General features: G+C 45.8%; 15 protein-coding genes. 7 read left to right on the top strand and 8 right to left on the bottom strand.

All coding sequences use genetic code 11. The annotated features are described in order from the left end of the window. Positions 1–307 precede the first annotated feature (307 nt). Entirely contained in the window at positions 308–2,149 is a 1,842-nt protein-coding gene (gene asnB, locus VKA52_RS08220) for an asparagine synthase (glutamine-hydrolyzing) (RefSeq protein ID WP_326315053.1), read from the bottom strand. Between the two features lie 477 nt (positions 2,150–2,626). After that, positions 2,627–2,986 (bottom strand): YisL family protein, encoded by a 360-nt coding sequence (locus VKA52_RS08225; protein WP_160911948.1) that lies wholly within the window; start codon positions 2,984–2,986, stop codon positions 2,627–2,629. A 161-nt stretch (positions 2,987–3,147) separates the two neighbouring features. Between VKA52_RS08225 and VKA52_RS08230 the strand changes: the two genes are divergently transcribed. Beyond that, positions 3,148–4,344, top strand: a complete 1,197-nt coding sequence (locus VKA52_RS08230; protein WP_160911947.1) for an ornithine--oxo-acid transaminase — start codon at positions 3,148–3,150, stop codon at positions 4,342–4,344. Between the two features lie 40 nt (positions 4,345–4,384). Here VKA52_RS08230 and VKA52_RS08235 read toward each other — a convergent pair whose 3' ends face one another. The 3 genes from VKA52_RS08235 to VKA52_RS08245 are packed head-to-tail and all read right to left on the bottom strand — an operon-like array spanning position 4,385 to position 7,293. Beyond that, positions 4,385–4,888: a GDYXXLXY domain-containing protein gene (locus tag VKA52_RS08235; RefSeq protein WP_160911945.1), complete on the bottom strand. Its 504-nt coding sequence runs from the start codon at positions 4,886–4,888 to the stop codon at positions 4,385–4,387. Beyond that, positions 4,885–6,084, bottom strand: a complete 1,200-nt coding sequence (locus tag VKA52_RS08240) for a DUF2157 domain-containing protein (RefSeq protein ID WP_326315056.1) — start codon at positions 6,082–6,084, stop codon at positions 4,885–4,887. The genes VKA52_RS08235 and VKA52_RS08240 overlap by 4 nt, the downstream gene beginning before the upstream one ends. 18 nt (positions 6,085–6,102) lie before the next feature. Then, complete coding sequence (locus VKA52_RS08245; protein WP_326315058.1) at positions 6,103–7,293, bottom strand: DUF418 domain-containing protein; 1,191 nt, start codon at positions 7,291–7,293, stop codon at positions 6,103–6,105. An 86-nt stretch (positions 7,294–7,379) separates the two neighbouring features. Between VKA52_RS08245 and VKA52_RS08250 the strand changes: the two genes are divergently transcribed. The 6 genes from VKA52_RS08250 (at position 7,380) to VKA52_RS08275 (ending at position 9,285) form a co-directional block, all read left to right on the top strand. Next, entirely contained in the window at positions 7,380–7,601 is a 222-nt protein-coding gene (locus VKA52_RS08250; protein WP_206947966.1) for a spore germination protein, read from the top strand. 11 nt (positions 7,602–7,612) lie between these two features. Next, positions 7,613–7,840: a spore germination protein GerPB gene (locus VKA52_RS08255; RefSeq protein WP_160911938.1), complete on the top strand. Its 228-nt coding sequence runs from the start codon at positions 7,613–7,615 to the stop codon at positions 7,838–7,840. Between the two features lie 44 nt (positions 7,841–7,884). Then, a complete protein-coding gene (gene gerPC / locus VKA52_RS08260; protein ID WP_160911936.1) occupies positions 7,885–8,439 on the top strand; it encodes a spore germination protein GerPC in 555 nt (184 codons plus the stop codon). After that, complete coding sequence (locus VKA52_RS08265) at positions 8,436–8,639, top strand: spore gernimation protein GerPD (protein ID WP_160911934.1); 204 nt, start codon at positions 8,436–8,438, stop codon at positions 8,637–8,639. Before gerPC ends, VKA52_RS08265 begins: the two co-directional genes overlap by 4 nt. Then, positions 8,632–9,003 (top strand): spore germination protein GerPE, encoded by a 372-nt coding sequence (locus VKA52_RS08270; RefSeq protein WP_160911932.1) that lies wholly within the window; start codon positions 8,632–8,634, stop codon positions 9,001–9,003. The genes VKA52_RS08265 and VKA52_RS08270 overlap by 8 nt, the downstream gene beginning before the upstream one ends. Positions 9,004–9,066: 63 nt before the next feature. Further along, positions 9,067–9,285, top strand: coding sequence for a spore germination protein (locus VKA52_RS08275; RefSeq protein ID WP_160911930.1), 219 nt, complete (start codon positions 9,067–9,069; stop codon positions 9,283–9,285). Between the two features lie 177 nt (positions 9,286–9,462). Here VKA52_RS08275 and VKA52_RS08280 read toward each other — a convergent pair whose 3' ends face one another. The 3 genes from VKA52_RS08280 to addB are packed head-to-tail and all read right to left on the bottom strand — an operon-like array spanning position 9,463 to position 16,953. Further along, complete coding sequence (locus tag VKA52_RS08280) at positions 9,463–9,750, bottom strand: HNH endonuclease (RefSeq protein ID WP_146814212.1); 288 nt, start codon at positions 9,748–9,750, stop codon at positions 9,463–9,465. Next, the gene (gene addA / locus VKA52_RS08285; RefSeq protein WP_326315063.1) at positions 9,734–13,453 is read right to left on the bottom strand and encodes a helicase-exonuclease AddAB subunit AddA; all 3,720 of its coding nucleotides are present in this window, start codon (positions 13,451–13,453) and stop codon (positions 9,734–9,736) included. Before addA ends, VKA52_RS08280 begins: the two co-directional genes overlap by 17 nt. Next, positions 13,453–16,953 carry a helicase-exonuclease AddAB subunit AddB gene (gene addB / locus VKA52_RS08290; protein WP_326315179.1) on the bottom strand — a complete coding sequence of 1,167 codons (3,501 nt, stop codon included), beginning with the start codon at positions 16,951–16,953 and terminating at the stop codon, positions 13,453–13,455. Before addB ends, addA begins: the two co-directional genes overlap by 1 nt. Positions 16,954–17,112: the final 159 nt, after the last annotated feature.

Here is a 17,112-nt window from a genome sequence, read left to right on the forward strand (position 1 = left end):
TACGCATTCTAAACGTCCATTGGATAGAGTACATATTATCCATTTCCTATAAACATATAAGCTAATTTTCTAAGTAGTGTTTTCGAGAATCTTCCTTGGCAAAGGGGCGGAGGGGAATGGCGAGACTCCTGCGGGAAAAAAGTGCTTGGTGAGACCCCACAGGACGCAGTCCGAGGAGGCTCACCAAGCACTTTTTTCCCGCAGCCCCCATCCACCTAACAAAAGTCTCGAAACTGAGTCTTCAACTAAAGGGAGCAATTGTGGGATTGGAGGAATTGAAAAAACCGCCCTGGATTGGGCGGTTTGGTTAGAAGGTGACTTTGTAGGTTCTGAGCCAGTGGTCAATCTGGCAAAGATGGGCAATTAACTGTGGACCTGTCATAAGCTGACCGAACCACGGGGTATCAATCGATTTCCCTTCTGTATCCTTAAGTTTCCTCACTTGGTTACGATCAAAAATATCAAAAAGTGGCGCATTCGGGTCCGCAAGCGTCTCTTCCATCCACATACAAACAGCCTTTGTATAATCAGGGTGGAAAGTTTTCGGATATGGATTTTTTTTCCGAAAGAGTACTTTATCCGGTAATATTCCGCGCAAAGCCTGACGCAGAAGACCTTTCTCCTGATCATTATGAAACTTCATGCTCCATGGCACATTCCACACATACTCCACAAGACGATGATCGCTGAATGGAACACGCACCTCAAGGCTCGCCCCCATACTCATACGGTCTTTACGCTCAAGTAAGGTCTGCATAAACCAGTTCATATTCAAATATGACATTTGTCTATGCTTCTTACTATCTTCATCCTCCCCTGCAAGCAGGGGTGTTTCTGCAATAGTTTCCTGGTACCGCTTCAACATGTACCATTCTATATCAATATCCCCTTTTAAATCTTGACGGACGAGCGTAACCCTCTCATTAAGAGAGCGAATCCAAGGAAATCCTTTTCTTTCTTTATCTTCTTTCCTGTAAAACCAAGGATATCCTCCAAAAATTTCATCCGCGCATTCTCCGGAAAGCGCAACGGTCACATGATTTTTAATTTCCTCACAAAACCAAAGTAAAGATGAATCCACATCGGCCATCCCGGGCAGATCCCGAAGTTCCACGGCCCGTTTCAAACGTGACACAAGATCCTCCGTTCTCGCTTCCATGACCGTGTGGTTCGTTTGATTTTGCGCACTGACAAGATTAATGAACGCTTCATCCCGGTCTGGTTGGAACGCATTCTTTTTGAAAAATTTCTCTTGATCTTTATAATCGATAGAAAATGTCTGGAGTGCACCTAACTGGTCTTGTTTATATTTTTCAGCAGCCACGGCCGTTATGGCACTTGAATCGACACCTCCAGATAAAAAGGTCCCCAGTTTCACATCTGATACGAGCTGTCTCTGCGAGGCCTCCATAAATAATTCGCGTACGCGGGCAACCGTCTCATCAAAAGAATCTCCGTGAGGAGCGCTTTCTACATTCCAATACCTGTCGATCTTCAATTTTCCATTTTCAAACACGGCTCGGTGACCAGGACGGATTTCATTAATTTCTTGAAAGATCCCCTCTCCCGGGGTCCTCGACGGTCCCAAAGACAATAATTCATGAAGACCGTTGCTGTCCACAGCGGATGTAACTTCCGGATGGGCTAACAAAGCTTTCATTTCAGAGGCGAACATCACTCCGTCCCCTCGGTCACTATAGAAAAGCGGCTTAACCCCCAGACGGTCACGAGCTAGAAAGAGGCGTTTCCGGTGTTTCTCCCAGACACTGAATGCAAAGATCCCATTCAAATAGTCAACACATGATCCTCCCCACTCCATGTAACTGACAAGAACTACTTCAGTATCTGAATGAGATTGGAACGTCCATCCTTTTGCCTTCAGTTGATCTCTGATATCCTCTGTATTGTAAAGTTCTCCGTTATAGCATAAAATGTATTCTTCATCCCTCGCCTTGCGGATCATCGGCTGTTTACCTCCGGCAGGGTCTACAACTATTAAACGTTGGTGACCGAACGCAGCCGGGCCCTCGATCCATTTTTGGTAATCATCCGGTCCGCGGTGCTGCAACGTGTTTGCCATTCGATCCAATATCGAAGCCTTTTCTTCTGTTTTATGGGCTGCATCGATCCATCCAACAATTCCACACATCTAGCCTCACCATCCTTTTCCAATACGAAATGCGCAAGTCACGCTTCAGCGCTGGATTTTCACATAAAAAAACCATCATGACTCACTATATGATGGCAACGTTTTTCTTATGAAACCCTCCTGCACTATTAAAGTAAAAGGTTTCTTGAAGACTCCGTTTTGAGACTTTTGTGTGGTTTTAGATCTCCGGGAAAAGGTTCGCTTTCCATGGGGCGGGCGGTGAGCGAGCCATTCCCCGCAGCCCCCATCCACCCAACAATAGTCTCGAAACGGAGTGCTCAACTAAAGGGAGCTTTTATGGAAGAGAGAAAAAGTTACATAAATGTGTTGACATATAAATTGAGAATGATTATCATTATAAATGATAATAGTTATCACCGTTACCCCCCAAATAACGGACGAACATCAGACACAGAAACACAGCCCCTTTTTTCGATATTAAAAAGCTGCATGCGATTAACGCATGCAGCTTTATTTTTATGCTGGCAATATTCCAGCTGGTAAGAAACCAAATCCAAGAATAATTGCAATGATTCCAGCAATGGCAAGTTGTGCCCACCAGATTCCTGTTGGTTTCTTCTTCTTGTATTTGACAGCAACCATTTCCATGGAAGCAATGGTCCAAAGACCAACGAGCAGTTTAATAATTACAAGAGGGCCGTATTCGGCATAACTTGCGAAAAGCGAACCACCGGAATAAAGAATAAGCAAGTAAAAAAGACGAAGAATCATGTGAGAAATCTTTGCCGCTTTTTCACTGCCTTTACGGGTGAACATGACTACTAGACCGACAAGCACGAATGCGATGACCCATGAAGTAATATGTAAGTGCGCCATATTTTATTATCCTCCTTTTCATATGAATCTACGGTTATGATACCACGACTCTTCGACATATTCCTATTATTTTGTTACAGACTTCATTTTCTAAATTATAAGAAAATAAGAAGCAAACCTGTTATAATGATGAAAGACTGAATTGAAAATGGAGGGATTGCATGTCTGTAATTAGTAGTCAAAACATTATTGATCAAACCCAGGAGTATGGTGCGAAAAACTACCATCCACTTCCAATCGTTATTTCTAAAGCGGAAGGTGTATGGGTGGAGGATCCTGAGGGCAATCGTTATATGGATATGTTAAGCGCTTACTCTGCCGTCAACCAAGGGCATCGTCACCCGAAAATCATTCAGGCGCTGACCGATCAGGCCAATCGTGTAACTCTTACTTCCCGTGCTTTTCATAATGATCAGCTCGGTCCTTGGTACGAGAAGATTTGCAAGCTGACGAATAAAGAGATGGCTCTTCCGATGAACACTGGGGCAGAGGCTGTGGAAACAGCCATTAAAGCAGCAAGGCGCTGGGCCTATGATGTTAAAAAAGTGGAAGAAGACCAAGCGGAAATCATCGCCTGTACAGGGAACTTCCATGGAAGGACGATGACGGCTGTTTCCCTTTCTTCTGAGAAGGAATACAAACGCGGGTTCGGACCAATGCTTCCAGGCATTAAACTGGTACCATACGGAGATATTGAAGCACTTAAGGAAGCCATTACAGAAAACACGGCCGGCTTTATGCTCGAGCCAATTCAAGGGGAAGCCGGCATCGTCATGCCACCGGAAGGCTTCCTAAAAGAAGCTTATGACGTTTGTAAAGAAAACAATGTATTGTTCATTGCTGATGAGATTCAGGCAGGTCTTGGGCGCAGCGGGAAAATGTTCGCTTGTGACTGGGAAAATGTCAGTCCAGACATGCTCATTCTTGGGAAAGCTTTAGGCGGTGGCGTCTTCCCAATCTCTTGTGTGGTTGCAAACAGGGAAGTCCTTGGTGTCTTCAATCCAGGTTCCCATGGTTCCACGTTCGGTGGTAACCCACTCGGGTGCGCTGTTTCAGTCGCCTCCCTCGAAGTGATTGAAGAAGAAAAACTGGCAGAACGTTCTCTTAAGCTTGGAAATTATATGATGCAGGAGCTAAGATCGATCGACAACCCGAAAATTAAAGAGGTACGTGGGAAAGGTCTCTTTATCGGTGTTGAAATGACAGAACCTGCCCGTAAATATTGCGAAGAATTAAAAGAAAAAGGATTACTATGTAAGGAAACTCATGAAAATGTCATTCGTTTTGCTCCTCCTCTAGTGATTGAGCAGGATGACCTGGACTGGGCCATCAGTCAAATTAAAGCAGTTTTAAGCTAAGCAAAAAAAATACGACAGCCCTTTGGGGCTGTCGTATTTTTTATTTAAGAGAAGCGATTTTCTTTTGTTTCCAGGGGGCAAGAATAACCTCCACCTCCCGCTCCTCCCTCTGCTCCCAAAACGCCCCTGTATTTTCTTCAATATAGTACCTTCCAAGACCGATATCCACTTGGTATTGTTGGAGCGAAGGATCAGACCATTGATACTTAGCGGTAAGCACCACTTGATTGTCCTCTGTTTCAGGCCACAGGGTAGAAGCTTCTACAAGCTCGTAGATTTTTTCATCATTTTCCTCGAGCAGCAAAAACACTTTTTCTCCTCGGTTCAATGATTCATCGACCGACCATTTCTCTTCTGGTACTCGTTCAATCGCATAGTCCAGTGTTACATAATCCCCATAAAAAGGATCACGCGGGTCCACGGGTGCCGTCTTTAGAGTAATAGTTTGGCCCCAGATGTCCATGACATAGTAAGAAGCGGACATGAGAAGAAGAAACAAGATTTGCAGAGTAACAAGTCCATAAAACCACGAGCGCTGCTTCATCTCTCTTCTCCTCCTTTATGAATGGTGCGTCGTTTTTTCTCAAGGAAGTAACTGAGTGCAAACAATAAAACCCCGCCGATCAGGAAAAACAACGAACGATCCATGAAATCCCAGGCGAGCTGAAAATAAGCTATAAAAGTAGTCAGGAGAAAAGCGACCGTCCCTTTATTGACCCACCTTGACACTTCCTGCTGATATCCTGAGATCAACCATAGCAGGGAATAAAGAAAGAGAATGAAGAGGGACAACATATCTCCAGATTCAAAGCGGAAAACCGGGACGAACAAAAGCAAGTCAATCCAGTAGTAGTTGGTCGAACTCATCGCAGACCTCACCACAGAAAAGAAGAATAGAATGGCCCAGGCTAAAAAGAAGTAAAGCGAGGACTCCGTTAGTTCACCGACATATTCGTTTCCGAGGAAAAATACCTGCAGGATCAGCATGGTGAAGACAGATACAATACTCAGGGTTTTGAATACATGCACCTTCCCTTTTTCGAGAAGGAAATCCTCCACAACATAAAGCAGTAAGAAAAACGCGATCAACCAATAGTAGGGCATGCCTTCACTAAATACCAGAATGACAGCTTTCAGCATGTAACTCGTTCCAAATGCGGCTAATTGAGTTACTTTCCTTGAACTCAATACGAACCACCCTAAACCAACAATGAACAGAAGGCCCAGCCATATGTGGAAGTGCTGAAAAACAAGACCACTGTAAAGCTGTCCCACCGTCATAATCACAAGTGTTGCGTAAAAAAATGAATCGTCTTTAAAAATCAAAAACAAACCAAAGGCGACGATAGCCCATAAGAAAAATGGAAAAGCACTGTAGGATGTATAGTGATACATTTGACCGGTAAGAAAAATACTGGATCCAAAGATCAGAAGAGCAATCAGGATGAGACTGATCCCGACCCGTTTGGATTTTTTCCTGTACACCCAATCTCCGCACAAATAAAAGACGGTTAGTGAAGTGAGAAGAATCACCATTCTCCCAAGATCCGTCAAATAAGACCAGTTTGATGCAACGAAAGTCAAAAACGCCAGCCCTATGAAAAGAGCCGCAAAAGTGAGCAGCACGGGTTTGTTCTGCTTTTTAGGATAGCGTTCCAACAATTGATCACGCTGGACTTCACTAATAATCGCATCTTCTACCCATTTTTTGCTTTCTTTAACGAGGTGATCACGATTCAAGACATCTGCCCCCTTCTCTTATGAAACTGCCTCTCTTTTTCTTTTCAATGGCTGCTTTTTCCCATACGTCAACGTCCGCCATAACCATTCTAACGGTCCATAACGGAACTTTTTCAACCACGCCTTGCTTATGAAGACTTGGCCGGTGAATATAACTATAACGAGAATCAAACTCCCAATCGGTGGGACGTCACCATATAACCCAAAGCCGACGGAATAAAAAAGAATGAAACTGATTATAGACTGCAGAATGTAATTGGATAAAGACATCCGGCCGACCCATGTTAAAGGATGAACGATACGGGCACCAATTGAGGTCTGGAACAATAGAGTAATAGATAAGACATAAAAGATAGCTGATGCTGAACCACCGATGCTATCCTGAGCCAGCTGAAACCATTCCGGACTTCCGAATAGATGCGGCCCTGCTTTGAAAATGAGGAACAATATACCCGTCAGCACCCATATATTTTTAATGGAATGCAAATGGTCGTTCGGTTTATGAAGCCATCGCTTCCGGCAAAAATACATCCCGAATAAAAACATCGGAATTAAACTTAAAGCGAGAAATGGGAGGTTCCCCCATTGATTTGCATATACCCAGTCGGCTAAGTTTTGCCGCCAGATATCAACGAGCGATCCGCTTCCATAGTTCCCCAGGGCTTCCTGAATGGCCGGACGGTTGACGATGCCCTGCATCTGATCCCTAATCATGTACAGCGCAAAAGTCAGTGGCAGCACAAGGAAGGTCAACATTCCGAACGCCCAGTACAGCAACGATTTTTCATGAACATTGAAAAAGGCCAACAAAACAAGTCCGAGGACTCCATAAGAAAGCAGAATATCCCCGTGCCAGATCAGGAAAGCATGAATGAGACCGAATCCTGTAAGTACAAGGAGACGCCTGAAAATCACCCGTTGGTATGGAAGTTGCTTTTCAACAAGACGGTCCTTCATCATCTGGATACCGAAGCCGAACATGAAGGAAAACAACGTATAAAAACTGGCTTGGAAGAAAATATCAATGAAATTTTGTACAGTATGACTGAGAGGCGATGGCCAATATTCCGCTGCCCCCCCATACAAAAAATATGGAGCGTTAAATGCAGGTACATTGACCATAAAGATTCCGAGAATCGCAAGCCCCCTGGCTGCATCTACCCAGTCGAGCCGTTCAGATTCGCGGAGAGGTGAACCTTTCCTTTTCATATGTATTCCCCCTATGATAGTTATTTTACTTTTCTTACGTCATTTAGACAATGAAGTTTCATAAACTGTAGAAAGGAGTTTTTGTTATGCCCGCAAAAGTCGGAGCCGTTAAAGTGATTTCCCTATCGTCTTCAAGTATTTTTAACATCGGTGACGTCTACAATATGGCTCCGGAAGCGACAGCAAAAACTTTTGCCGGTGGGGGTTCTTTCAATACGGGTGATGGCATCCGAATCCACATTAACCGATCGGATACGTTCATTAACGACTCCGAGCTTATTGATCAACCCATTGTGAATAATGCATAGGAGGTGCGTCTATGAATCTTACTGTCCACCAGTCCATCTACATTCACGTCCTAAGGATCGGCTCCGTAGCAAACTCTTCTGTTCTTCAAATCGGAAGCTCCGGGGTCATCCAGTCAAAAGCTGATCTGTTTAACACAGGCGGCTATACAGGACCTGGACCCAAAGCACAGCCGAAAGACGGAGAGGTCATCATCCCTGAAGCAGGAGGCGGCACGCTCGTTCCACTTTCCATAACATAGATGTCCCCCTCTCTTCATAAAGTTAGGTTAGGGGGTGAGCGCACTTGAACCAATACAATTCCTGGCAGTCATGGATCCAGCAAATGATGAACCAGATGGAACAACAACAGAAAATGATTGAGCAATTACAAAAAAAAATCGAGCAGATCCAGTCCATCGAACACCCACCAAGGACGGTTATCGAAAAAATCGAATATAAATTTGATCAGCTGAAAATCGAGACGCTCGAAGGAACCCTGCAAATCGGACTGACTCCAAATGGATCCGACCTCTCTGAGATCGGTGACTTATATAGCAACCAAGGGAATCAACTGCCACAAACAGATGATCAGGCGCTGCACTTTTTACAAGAATATATGGTGTCAGACATCCCCGTTTGGATGAATCAGTATTGTCGTGACCATGACATCCAAGTGAGTGAGGAGCATAAAGAACGGATGATTGCAGATGTTCGTAAACAGCTGCCACAGCGCATGGAGTATTACCGTAACCAAGAGCCAGAAGCTCCACCTGAAACCCTCTTCCATCAAATCCAAACCGAAATCCAACACTCCATCGCGCAGTACTTCGAGACTCTACAAGGAGATGATGATCGTTGAATCATATTGTACACAACTATGGCCTGCACGTAGGAAATATTCGCGTGACGGGCGTTTCTGGTTCATCCGTTTTTTTGATTGGAGATAATAAAACCATCCGTCTCCAATCTTTTTTTGACACCCCTCCCGAATCTCTAATCATCGGTCCTTTTGAGAATGTTGAAGAAAATTCAAATGTCGAGTTGGAACCAAATGATTAAGAGGATGGTTTACAGTCAGGACGTCGACATTACCTCAGTGCTCATCGGCTCCATCGTTGATATCGGAGATGTTTACCGTGCCGCCCCCTCTTCAAAAGTGCTGGCTGTACAAAAAGAGGGTTTAGAATTCAAAGCTGACATTTATGATTTCGAAGATTTCCCTATCTTTTCCCAAGAGAGCTCCCCTCCGTTATCCCCTGTTCAGATCGACTCTTTTTTTTATCAAAACCGCCCGATTGTAGTTGACCACGTACGTGTAATCGGGGTCTCTACCGCTGGAGTATTTCAAATTGGAGGCATTGATCATATTGATGCCATCAATTACACGAAACACTTCCGCATCCTCGAGAATGAAGAACAATAAAGGCCCGTTTTGCATACCTTGTAACTATAATGCTTGAATCGCACCAAAAAGGAGGCGATTGCGATGCCGGCTATTGTCGGACCCATCAGTATCAACAGCGTCGGTGGTGGAGTTGTTAACTTCGGAGATTCTTTTTATTTGTCCCCTAAATCTACAGGCAAAACAAATGCCGGATCGGGAGCTCTAAATACGGGAAACTGGATCATTACAAACAATGGACTCAGCTCGACGAACCCATTTGACCCAGACGTTGCCGATCAAAATATTACAGCAAATGCTTAGATACGGATGCGCCCTTGATTGTCAGGGCGCGTTTTGTTTTTCTTGTCAAGTTCAGTCACTTCCCCTCAGCGTTAGAGCACTTTCCTACGAGATGTCATTCCTCTTCATGTGTTTAGAAAGCTAGACTGGACCTCTCCTTTTATCAAAAAAAAGACACCGGACGCGTGTCCGATGTCTTCACTTTCTCTTTCTTCGATTCGATTTTCTTGTCGTTATTTTCTTCTCCGGGTCCTGCTTTTTCACCCAGCGTAAGTATTTCTGCATATCCGGGTGGTCTTTCAAGCGCTCTACACTATGATAAAAAGCGGCCAGTTCTTCGTTTGTGAATAGCGCATGAATCTGACGGTGACAGGCACTGCAAAGCATGGCCGTCGGTCCTTCCACGCCTCCGTATTGTTTCGGAATCAAGTGATGCTCTGTCGTCTTGACCGGTGAACGGGAACATAGATCACAGGTCTCTCCCATGTGTATCGACCTCCACCATGAAGGATCCTTCAAAGAAATATAAACAGCTCTTACGGACGGGCTGTTTCCATATCTTTTCGAGAGCCTTTTGATACAAGCTCAATTGTGTTCGATATCTGTCCGCCAATTTCGGTGCAGCATCTTCTGTTCCGTCCGGAATCGCATCAGATTTATAATCCAGAATCATCCAGCCATCTTCATACGGAATCATAGCGTCAATAACACCCTGGATGAAAACTTGCTCATCTGTCGATTCTTCCCAGTGCGCATAAACTTCATGAGCAGGCAAAGTCAGACTGAATGGAACTTCACGTTCAATCTGATCCGTTTGCAATACATATGCTCCTATATCGGTCTTGAAAAAATCCGCAATGGCTTGGAAATCAATCACATCCGCCTCTTCGCGCCGGAGCACTTCTTTGAGAACGAGGTGCTCCACGTACTCTTCCACTTCGTCCCTCTTCCATTGCTTTGTAAAAGGCAAGTGTTGCATGACGGTATGCATAGCAGTTCCGCGTTCTGCTGCCGTCAGCTGTTTGTCCTCCTGCATGAAACGTGGACGCTTGACGATCGGGGCACGGTAAGGGACAAGCAGCTGATCGCTTGAGTATTCGTCCTTCGTCTCACGTTGACGTTTAATTTCCGTCACGGTCTGCTTGGCACGGGTATTTGCGGCTTTTTCATGTGGATACACAAAATCGAGACGCTTCACATAGGCTTCATCCACTGTTTCAGGAACGGCGACTGGTTTCCATTTCTCCACTGCCTGTTGCAGCTGTTCATCACGTTTTTCTTTCACTTCGTCAAGGACACTAAATTCGCTTCCATGAGCAATGCGGACCCGCCACTGAGATTCGTCATAGTGAATTTCTTCAGCGGTTATCACTTCCACATCTCCCCGGAGATCGGACGTGTGCTCGTGACGAATTAACGCAGGGCCCACCCAATCGAGGTAAGACTTTGCCTCCAGGCGATCGTGTGGTGGGAGCACCCAGTCACGGGCATCTACAAAACTCTGCCATTTCTCCTGTTTCTTTTCAAAAGAAGCGACATTTCCGACCATGACAAGCTTCTCTTTCGCTCTTGTCAACGCTACGTATAAGACTCTCATTTCCTCCGCTAAAAGTTCGCGACGTTTAGCTTCTTTCAACGCGTGATAAGCAAGCGTCGGGTACATGAGCCTTTTCTCAGGATTGATATAGCGGGAGCCGAACCCGTAATCTTTATGAAGTAAGTAGCGATTCTTTAAGTCCATCATATTGAATTGTTTGTCCATGGCTCCAAGAATGACAACCGGGAACTCAAGCCCCTTACTTTTGTGAATCGTCATGATTCGGACAACATCTTCCTGCTCACCGAGGGCACGAGCCGCTCCGAGATCATCTCCGCGTTCTTCCATCCGCTCGATAAACCGAAGAAAGCGGAACAATCCACGGAAGGAGGTAGCTTCATAGGAGCGCGCACGGTCGTACAAAGCTCTTAAGTTCGCCTGACGCTGACGCCCTCCCGGCATCCCGCCGACGAAATCATAGTAACCCGTTTCTCGGAAAATGTCCCAAATGAGTTCAGACAAAGCCCCTTGGCGCGCCTGTTCCCGAAAGCTTTTCAACAATTCCAGAAACTCGTCCACTTTCCGCCCCAGATCATCCTTGGCTGCATAATTCTGCATCGCTTCATAATAGGTCGCGCGCTTCTTCACGAGACGAATTCGGGCAAGCTCATCTTCATCAAGACCAACAACCGGCGACTTGAGTACAGAGGCGAGCGGGATATCCTGCATCGGGTTATCAATGACCTTGAGCAGGCTGAGCATCACTTTAATTTCAATCGCTTCAAAGTACCCGGTAGAGAGCTCTGCATAAATCGGGATGCCTTGCTGCTTCAGTTCGTCCACGATGGTCGAAGCCCACGTCATCGAACGCATCAGGATGACGATATCCCTGTATTGTAATGGACGCTTTGCTCCGGTTTCTTTATCCACGACTTGAAGCGGTTCTCCGCCTTCATACCCAAGCCATTTGCGAATCATTTTTCCATAAGCGCGCGCTTCTAGCTGGGCTTTTTCCAAATCTTTATAAGCCTCATCCTCATCGCTGTCGCTTTCCTGGGATTCCCGGTCGATAAGGAAAAGCTCCGCATCCGCATCATCCGCAGTTAATTCATCATATATTTTGTTGCTGTAAATGAGCTCCGCTTCCTTTTCATATTCCATTTCACCGACTTCTTCATCAAGCACTTGACGGAAGATATAATTCGTCGCGTCCAGTACTTGTTTACGACTCCGGAAGTTGCGCGCCAAGTCTATCCGCTCTCCAGCATTTTCTTCATTTCCGTAAAGTTTGTACTTGTTTAGAAATAAGGAAGGTTCGGCATGCCGGAACCTGTAGATGCTCTGTTTCACATCTCCAACCATAAATAAGTGGCCGGCATCATTCCCTTCTGTCAACAGACGAAGCAACGTTTCCTGTACAAGGTTCGTATCTTGATATTCATCAATCAACACCTCTGAAAACTGCTTTTGGAAACTTTCCGCAACTTGGGAGGGGACAAGATCCACTGGAGTCGCTGTTTCATCGAGTAAAATATGCAGGCAGTAGTGTTCCAGGTCGGAAAAATCCACGATTGCTTTTTCTTTTTTCAACTGCTCATAGCGTCCTTTAAAATCTTTCACGACAACGGCAAGCTGTTCCATGACGGGGTGCAGGTCCTGCATATCCTTCAAATAGCTTTCCAGCGAACGGGAGAACCATTCATCACGGACCTCATTCCAACGTTTTTTATAACGGTCCCGGATCTTTTTCGCCTGTTCTTTTTTATCCGCATCACAGTCCATTTTCTTACGGGATAACGTGGCAAACTTCTGCCCACCCATAAAGCTTTGCATCTCTGACCAGGAATGAGTAAGTGCTCCTTTTGCCTGCTGAATCAATTCAAGATCCGACTCTGCGGTTTCTGCATACGCATAGGGTCCATCCGGTTCTCTAGTAAGGTCCAACACTTGCCTGGCTTCTGTTTCCATGGCTTTCAACTGGCTTTTCACTTCCTGCTTCAGAAGGTTGAGCCATGGCAGGTCCATCTCACTTTCGACCTGTCCTACATTGTACATTTCTACCATTTGATCGATCCAGGCGTCCGGCCATGGATTTTGCGTAGCGAACGTGTACAAATCAAGCACTAATTTCTCTACATCCAAGTCACTTCGGTCGCTTGAAAAGCGTTCAACCACATCAAAAAAGCGCTGCTGTTCTTCTCCTTCTTTTCCGTACCAGTCCTCAAACAGCTCCTCAAGCACCTCCTGCTGAATCAAATCCGATTCAACCGTATCGGCAATCCGGAAGCCAGGGTCAAGATCAAGCAAGTAGGCATAGCGACGCACCACTTCCATACAGAACGAGTGGAGCGTGGAGATGGAAGCGTTTTGCAGCAAGGATAACTGTTTTTTCAAATGATGGGATCCTGGGTTTTCTTCTAACGCTTTCGCCAGTGCGTGTCCTACACGGTTCCTCATCTCCTGTGCCGCGGCATTGGTGAACGTCACTACAAGCAGGGAATCGATATCGACAGGGTCATCTTTATGAAGGAGTTTTTGAATAATCCGCTCTACCAGTACCGCTGTCTTCCCTGATCCTGCAGCAGCAGCCACGAGGATATTCGATCCATGAGAATAAATCGCCCTCTCCTGTTCTTTTGTCCAACTGACCATTACGCATCCTCCTTCCCTTTCGTCAGTCTTTCCAGAACATCTTCATCCTTTAAGTCCTGAAGTTTCCGATAATTGTGTTCTTCCAGTGTGGGATCGAACTGACACACAGAGCGGTACGAGCAAAATTCGCAGGCGACCTGCTGGTTTTTCTGAAATGGATCAAGATCAACCGCTCCATCCGTAATTCTCGTTCCTGCTTCTGTCATCAACCCCCGGATATACTGTTTCAATTGTTCGAAACGTTCCTCATCCGCTGTTTTTGAGCTCTTATAAAATCCGCCCTTCGCCTTCAAAGCGGCAGGGACGATTTGACTGTATCCTTTTTCAAGACCTGTATCCATCATCTGAACCACACGTTCATTTTCTAAAAGCAGGCCCTGCATTTTAAATTTCTTGAAAATCTCTTCTTCAATCTGCTCATCTTTAAGAAGCTGTTTCCCTGTAATCATCGGGTTATGCACATGGAAATAGAGTACGCCCCCAGGGGTTGCATTCTTTCCAAGCCATTGCTCAGCGTTCGTCAGTACAACATCTAAATAAGCAAGCATCTGCAGCGACAAACCATAAAACACATCCACGAGACTCAAGCCTTTGCTGCTTGATTTGTAATCAATGATTCTTAAAAACAGTTCTTCTTCCGAAAGAGCTTTATCTACACGGTCGATACGCCCGCGAAGCATGAGTTCATATCCATTCGGCAAGTCGAAAGATAATGGCGGAAGTTTCGCATCTCCTCCAGTCCCGAAGCCAAGTTCCAGACCTACAGGAGAAAATTGACTACTCCTGGCCTGCTCACTGAGAACGAACGCCGCTCGTGCAATGACCTGCTGCAGCTTCTTCTGAATATATTGATAGCGATTCGAGCTCTTTAAGATTTGATTTTGCAAAATCGGCGCCAGGGAATTGGTCGCTTTTTCTGCGTAGAGGTCTGTATCCTGACGACCTAATTGAGAAAAGTCACGCCCTTCCGCCTGGACCCATTCCGTAATCTGCTTGAGGGCTTCGTGGAAGAGTTGACCGATATCCGGCGCATCCAACTTGTATGTCCTTCGTTCTTCAAGTCCAAGACTGTGCTGGGCAAAATACTGATACGAACAACGATGGTATGTTTCCAGTCTTGAAACACTCGTTTTCACTTGTTTATCAAACAGCTTCCCTGTCGTTTCTTTGGAAAGAGGCACCGGTTTGTTCTTATAAAAAAGACTTTGTAATACACGATTCGTCAACCCATGGGAAGGCTCGTGCTCAATATACCAATTCAGCAGGTCCCACCAGACCGGCTGCATCATATATCCTTTCAGATAACGGGCAAACTGCGAGGTGAGTGCTGACCTCGTCTTTTGAGGATTCGTAATGAACCGCTCCGCCTCGTACAAATCATCAGGATCCTGCAAAAGTACATGTTCCTTCGTATTCGGAAACAATTCCTCCATACGTTGAATGAGGGTCGCCGGAACCTTAGACTTCCCTTCCTCATTACTAAGGGGATAGCTGATCCACAATTGGTCTGCGGGCATCGTCAAAGCCAAGTACACATAAAAGCGATCATCCAGCAGCTGGCGGTTGCTCCCATCAGCAAGCTGGATACCATTCTCCGCAAGCAATGAACGCTCCTGTTCAGAAATCATGCCATCACTTGGTGGCTTCATCGGCCACATTCCATCGGTAACACCAAGAAGGAACGACGCTTTAATGCCCGTCATTCTTGAACGATCGACACTTCCGACGATGACATGGTCCATGCTTGGCGGAACGTGGGCAAACGTTAAGGATTCCAAACCACTGTCGATGGTACTGCGGAAGACTTGGAGCGACATTTTTTCATCACCGGCCATTTCCACCATCTCATCGAGCAGCTGCAGGAAATCATCCCATACCTGTGCCTGTTCACGGCCGCGTTCGATCTCCCCTTTGTCATCATAAAATGCACGCCAGGACTCGAGTTGATCCGGTACGCGCAAACCTTCCAGCCATAAGTAGATCACCCGGGCACGGTCTTCAATCGTCTTGGCTGCTCTTAGATTCTCGTCAAATGGCTGCAACGCTTGGCGCACTTGGTTACGGTACGCATTGATCCGCGTTTGTTTAGCTTTCTCTTCATCCGTCTGTGCGGACTGTTCAAATCCACGAAAGCGCTGGTAAATCCATGGCTCATCTGAAAACCATTGACTGCGCGCCCGTATCCCGTACTCAAGCACGTAATTCTCAAGCTCATCTATTGCATCTTCATTCAATGGATGCATGCGGTCTGTCTCTGGGATAAACCCGGTTTTTAACAAGCGGAAAACAGAATCATAACGGAAGTTCCCCTCTACAACATCCAAGCCAGAGCGAATGAGCTCAATCATCGGATGGTTAAGCATCGTCCTTTTTTCATCAATGAACACCGGGATGTCATAATCATCAAAGAGGGTTTCAATTAAACTATGGTAAACGTCCGGCTCACGCATCAAAATGGCCATATCCTTATAGCGATAGCCTTGATCACGAACGAGATGAAGAATTTCCTGTGCCACCCCTTCGACTTCTGCCCGGGGATGAACCGCTTCTGCAATCTGAATCGGCACTTCTCCTTCAAACGGGGACGCCGGTCGTACATCGTAATACTTTTCTAAATGCATGAATGCCGGCTGATCTTTCATTCGGCCTGACGTATGGTCGAGCACTTCCACATCTTCCAAACGGGCCCCAGCTTCCTCGGCAACCTTTTTCAGATCAAGATACGTTTGTTTCGTTTCATGGAAAAGATCCAGCTCAGGGTTCTCTTCTCCTGACGGTTCCTCTGTGGTCAAAGTAACATGAACCGTCTTCACCTTTCTCAAAAGAGTTTCAATGACCTGATACTCCTGAGGTGTAAAGCTGTGGAAACCGTCGATGTACACTTCTGCTCCTTCTAAAAAAGAAGCTTCAGGAATTTTGCTGGCAAGAAGCTGGAGCTGATCTTCACTATCTATGTATTGATCTTTCAGCGCATCAACAAGACGATCATAAATATAGGTCATATCGTCCAGCTTCTCCTTCAACCCCTGTTCCTGACTCGTCGTGTGAACAAACTGATCAAGGGCGTCCATCTGGGCTTGAAGATCTTCCGGCGTAATGCGGTAACGCTTGAATTCCGTAATCATTCCCTCCAGCTGTTCAATGAACCCCTGCTTCTCCACCGCTTTTTGAAAAACACGCCAGTCGGACGTCCGTTCTTCTACGATTTTACGCAGCATCATTTGAACCCCTGTAGATGTGATGAACTTCTTCGTCCCCCCTCCCGTTTCCTGAAGGACTCTCCAGGCGAGTCGTGAAAAACTGAAGACTTGGGCACGAATGGACCCTTCCACTCCTTCTCTTTTCAGGAGGCCATATTCCTGCTGAAAGGTCATCTGATCCGGAACGATGTAAATAATCGCCGGACCTCGTGGGTCATCTTTTAATTTTGCTTCTATTTCATTTAAGCAACGCGTACTTTTTCCTGCTCCTGAACGACCGAGCAAAAACCGCAGCCCCATACCGACCGCTCCTTTCTTTCTCATTCTGTATATATTTTATCATTTTTCCACCGTTTATGATGCTCTCCCGCTCTTCCACAATCGCTCCCTTTAGTGGAAAACTCAGTTTCGAGACTTTTGTTGGGTGGATGGGGGCGGAGGGGAATAGATCGCTTTCCG

The organism is Halobacillus sp. HZG1 (genome assembly GCF_035818575.1).
In the GTDB taxonomy this organism is placed as follows: domain Bacteria; phylum Bacillota; class Bacilli; order Bacillales; family Halobacillaceae; genus Halobacillus; species Halobacillus litoralis.

What these genes read in the sequence shown, in the direction of transcription:
- VKA52_RS08275 (WP_160911930.1), top strand. Translation starts at nt 9,067, where the DNA reads ATGCCGGCTATTGTCGGACCCATCAGTATCAACAGCGTCGGTGGTGGA.
- VKA52_RS08245 (WP_326315058.1), bottom strand. Translation starts at nt 7,293, where the DNA reads ATGAAAAGGAAAGGTTCACCTCTCCGCGAATCTGAACGGCTCGACTGG.
- addB (WP_326315179.1), bottom strand. Translation starts at nt 16,953, where the DNA reads ATGGGGCTGCGGTTTTTGCTCGGTCGTTCAGGAGCAGGAAAAAGTACG.
- VKA52_RS08225 (WP_160911948.1), bottom strand. Translation starts at nt 2,986, where the DNA reads ATGGCGCACTTACATATTACTTCATGGGTCATCGCATTCGTGCTTGTC.
- VKA52_RS08270 (WP_160911932.1), top strand. Translation starts at nt 8,632, where the DNA reads ATGATTAAGAGGATGGTTTACAGTCAGGACGTCGACATTACCTCAGTG.
- VKA52_RS08230 (WP_160911947.1), top strand. Translation starts at nt 3,148, where the DNA reads ATGTCTGTAATTAGTAGTCAAAACATTATTGATCAAACCCAGGAGTAT.
- asnB (WP_326315053.1), bottom strand. Translation starts at nt 2,149, where the DNA reads ATGTGTGGAATTGTTGGATGGATCGATGCAGCCCATAAAACAGAAGAA.
- VKA52_RS08280 (WP_146814212.1), bottom strand. Translation starts at nt 9,750, where the DNA reads ATGGGAGAGACCTGTGATCTATGTTCCCGTTCACCGGTCAAGACGACA.
- addA (WP_326315063.1), bottom strand. Translation starts at nt 13,453, where the DNA reads ATGGTCAGTTGGACAAAAGAACAGGAGAGGGCGATTTATTCTCATGGA.
- VKA52_RS08235 (WP_160911945.1), bottom strand. Translation starts at nt 4,888, where the DNA reads ATGAAGCAGCGCTCGTGGTTTTATGGACTTGTTACTCTGCAAATCTTG.
- VKA52_RS08250 (WP_206947966.1), top strand. Translation starts at nt 7,380, where the DNA reads ATGCCCGCAAAAGTCGGAGCCGTTAAAGTGATTTCCCTATCGTCTTCA.
- VKA52_RS08255 (WP_160911938.1), top strand. Translation starts at nt 7,613, where the DNA reads ATGAATCTTACTGTCCACCAGTCCATCTACATTCACGTCCTAAGGATC.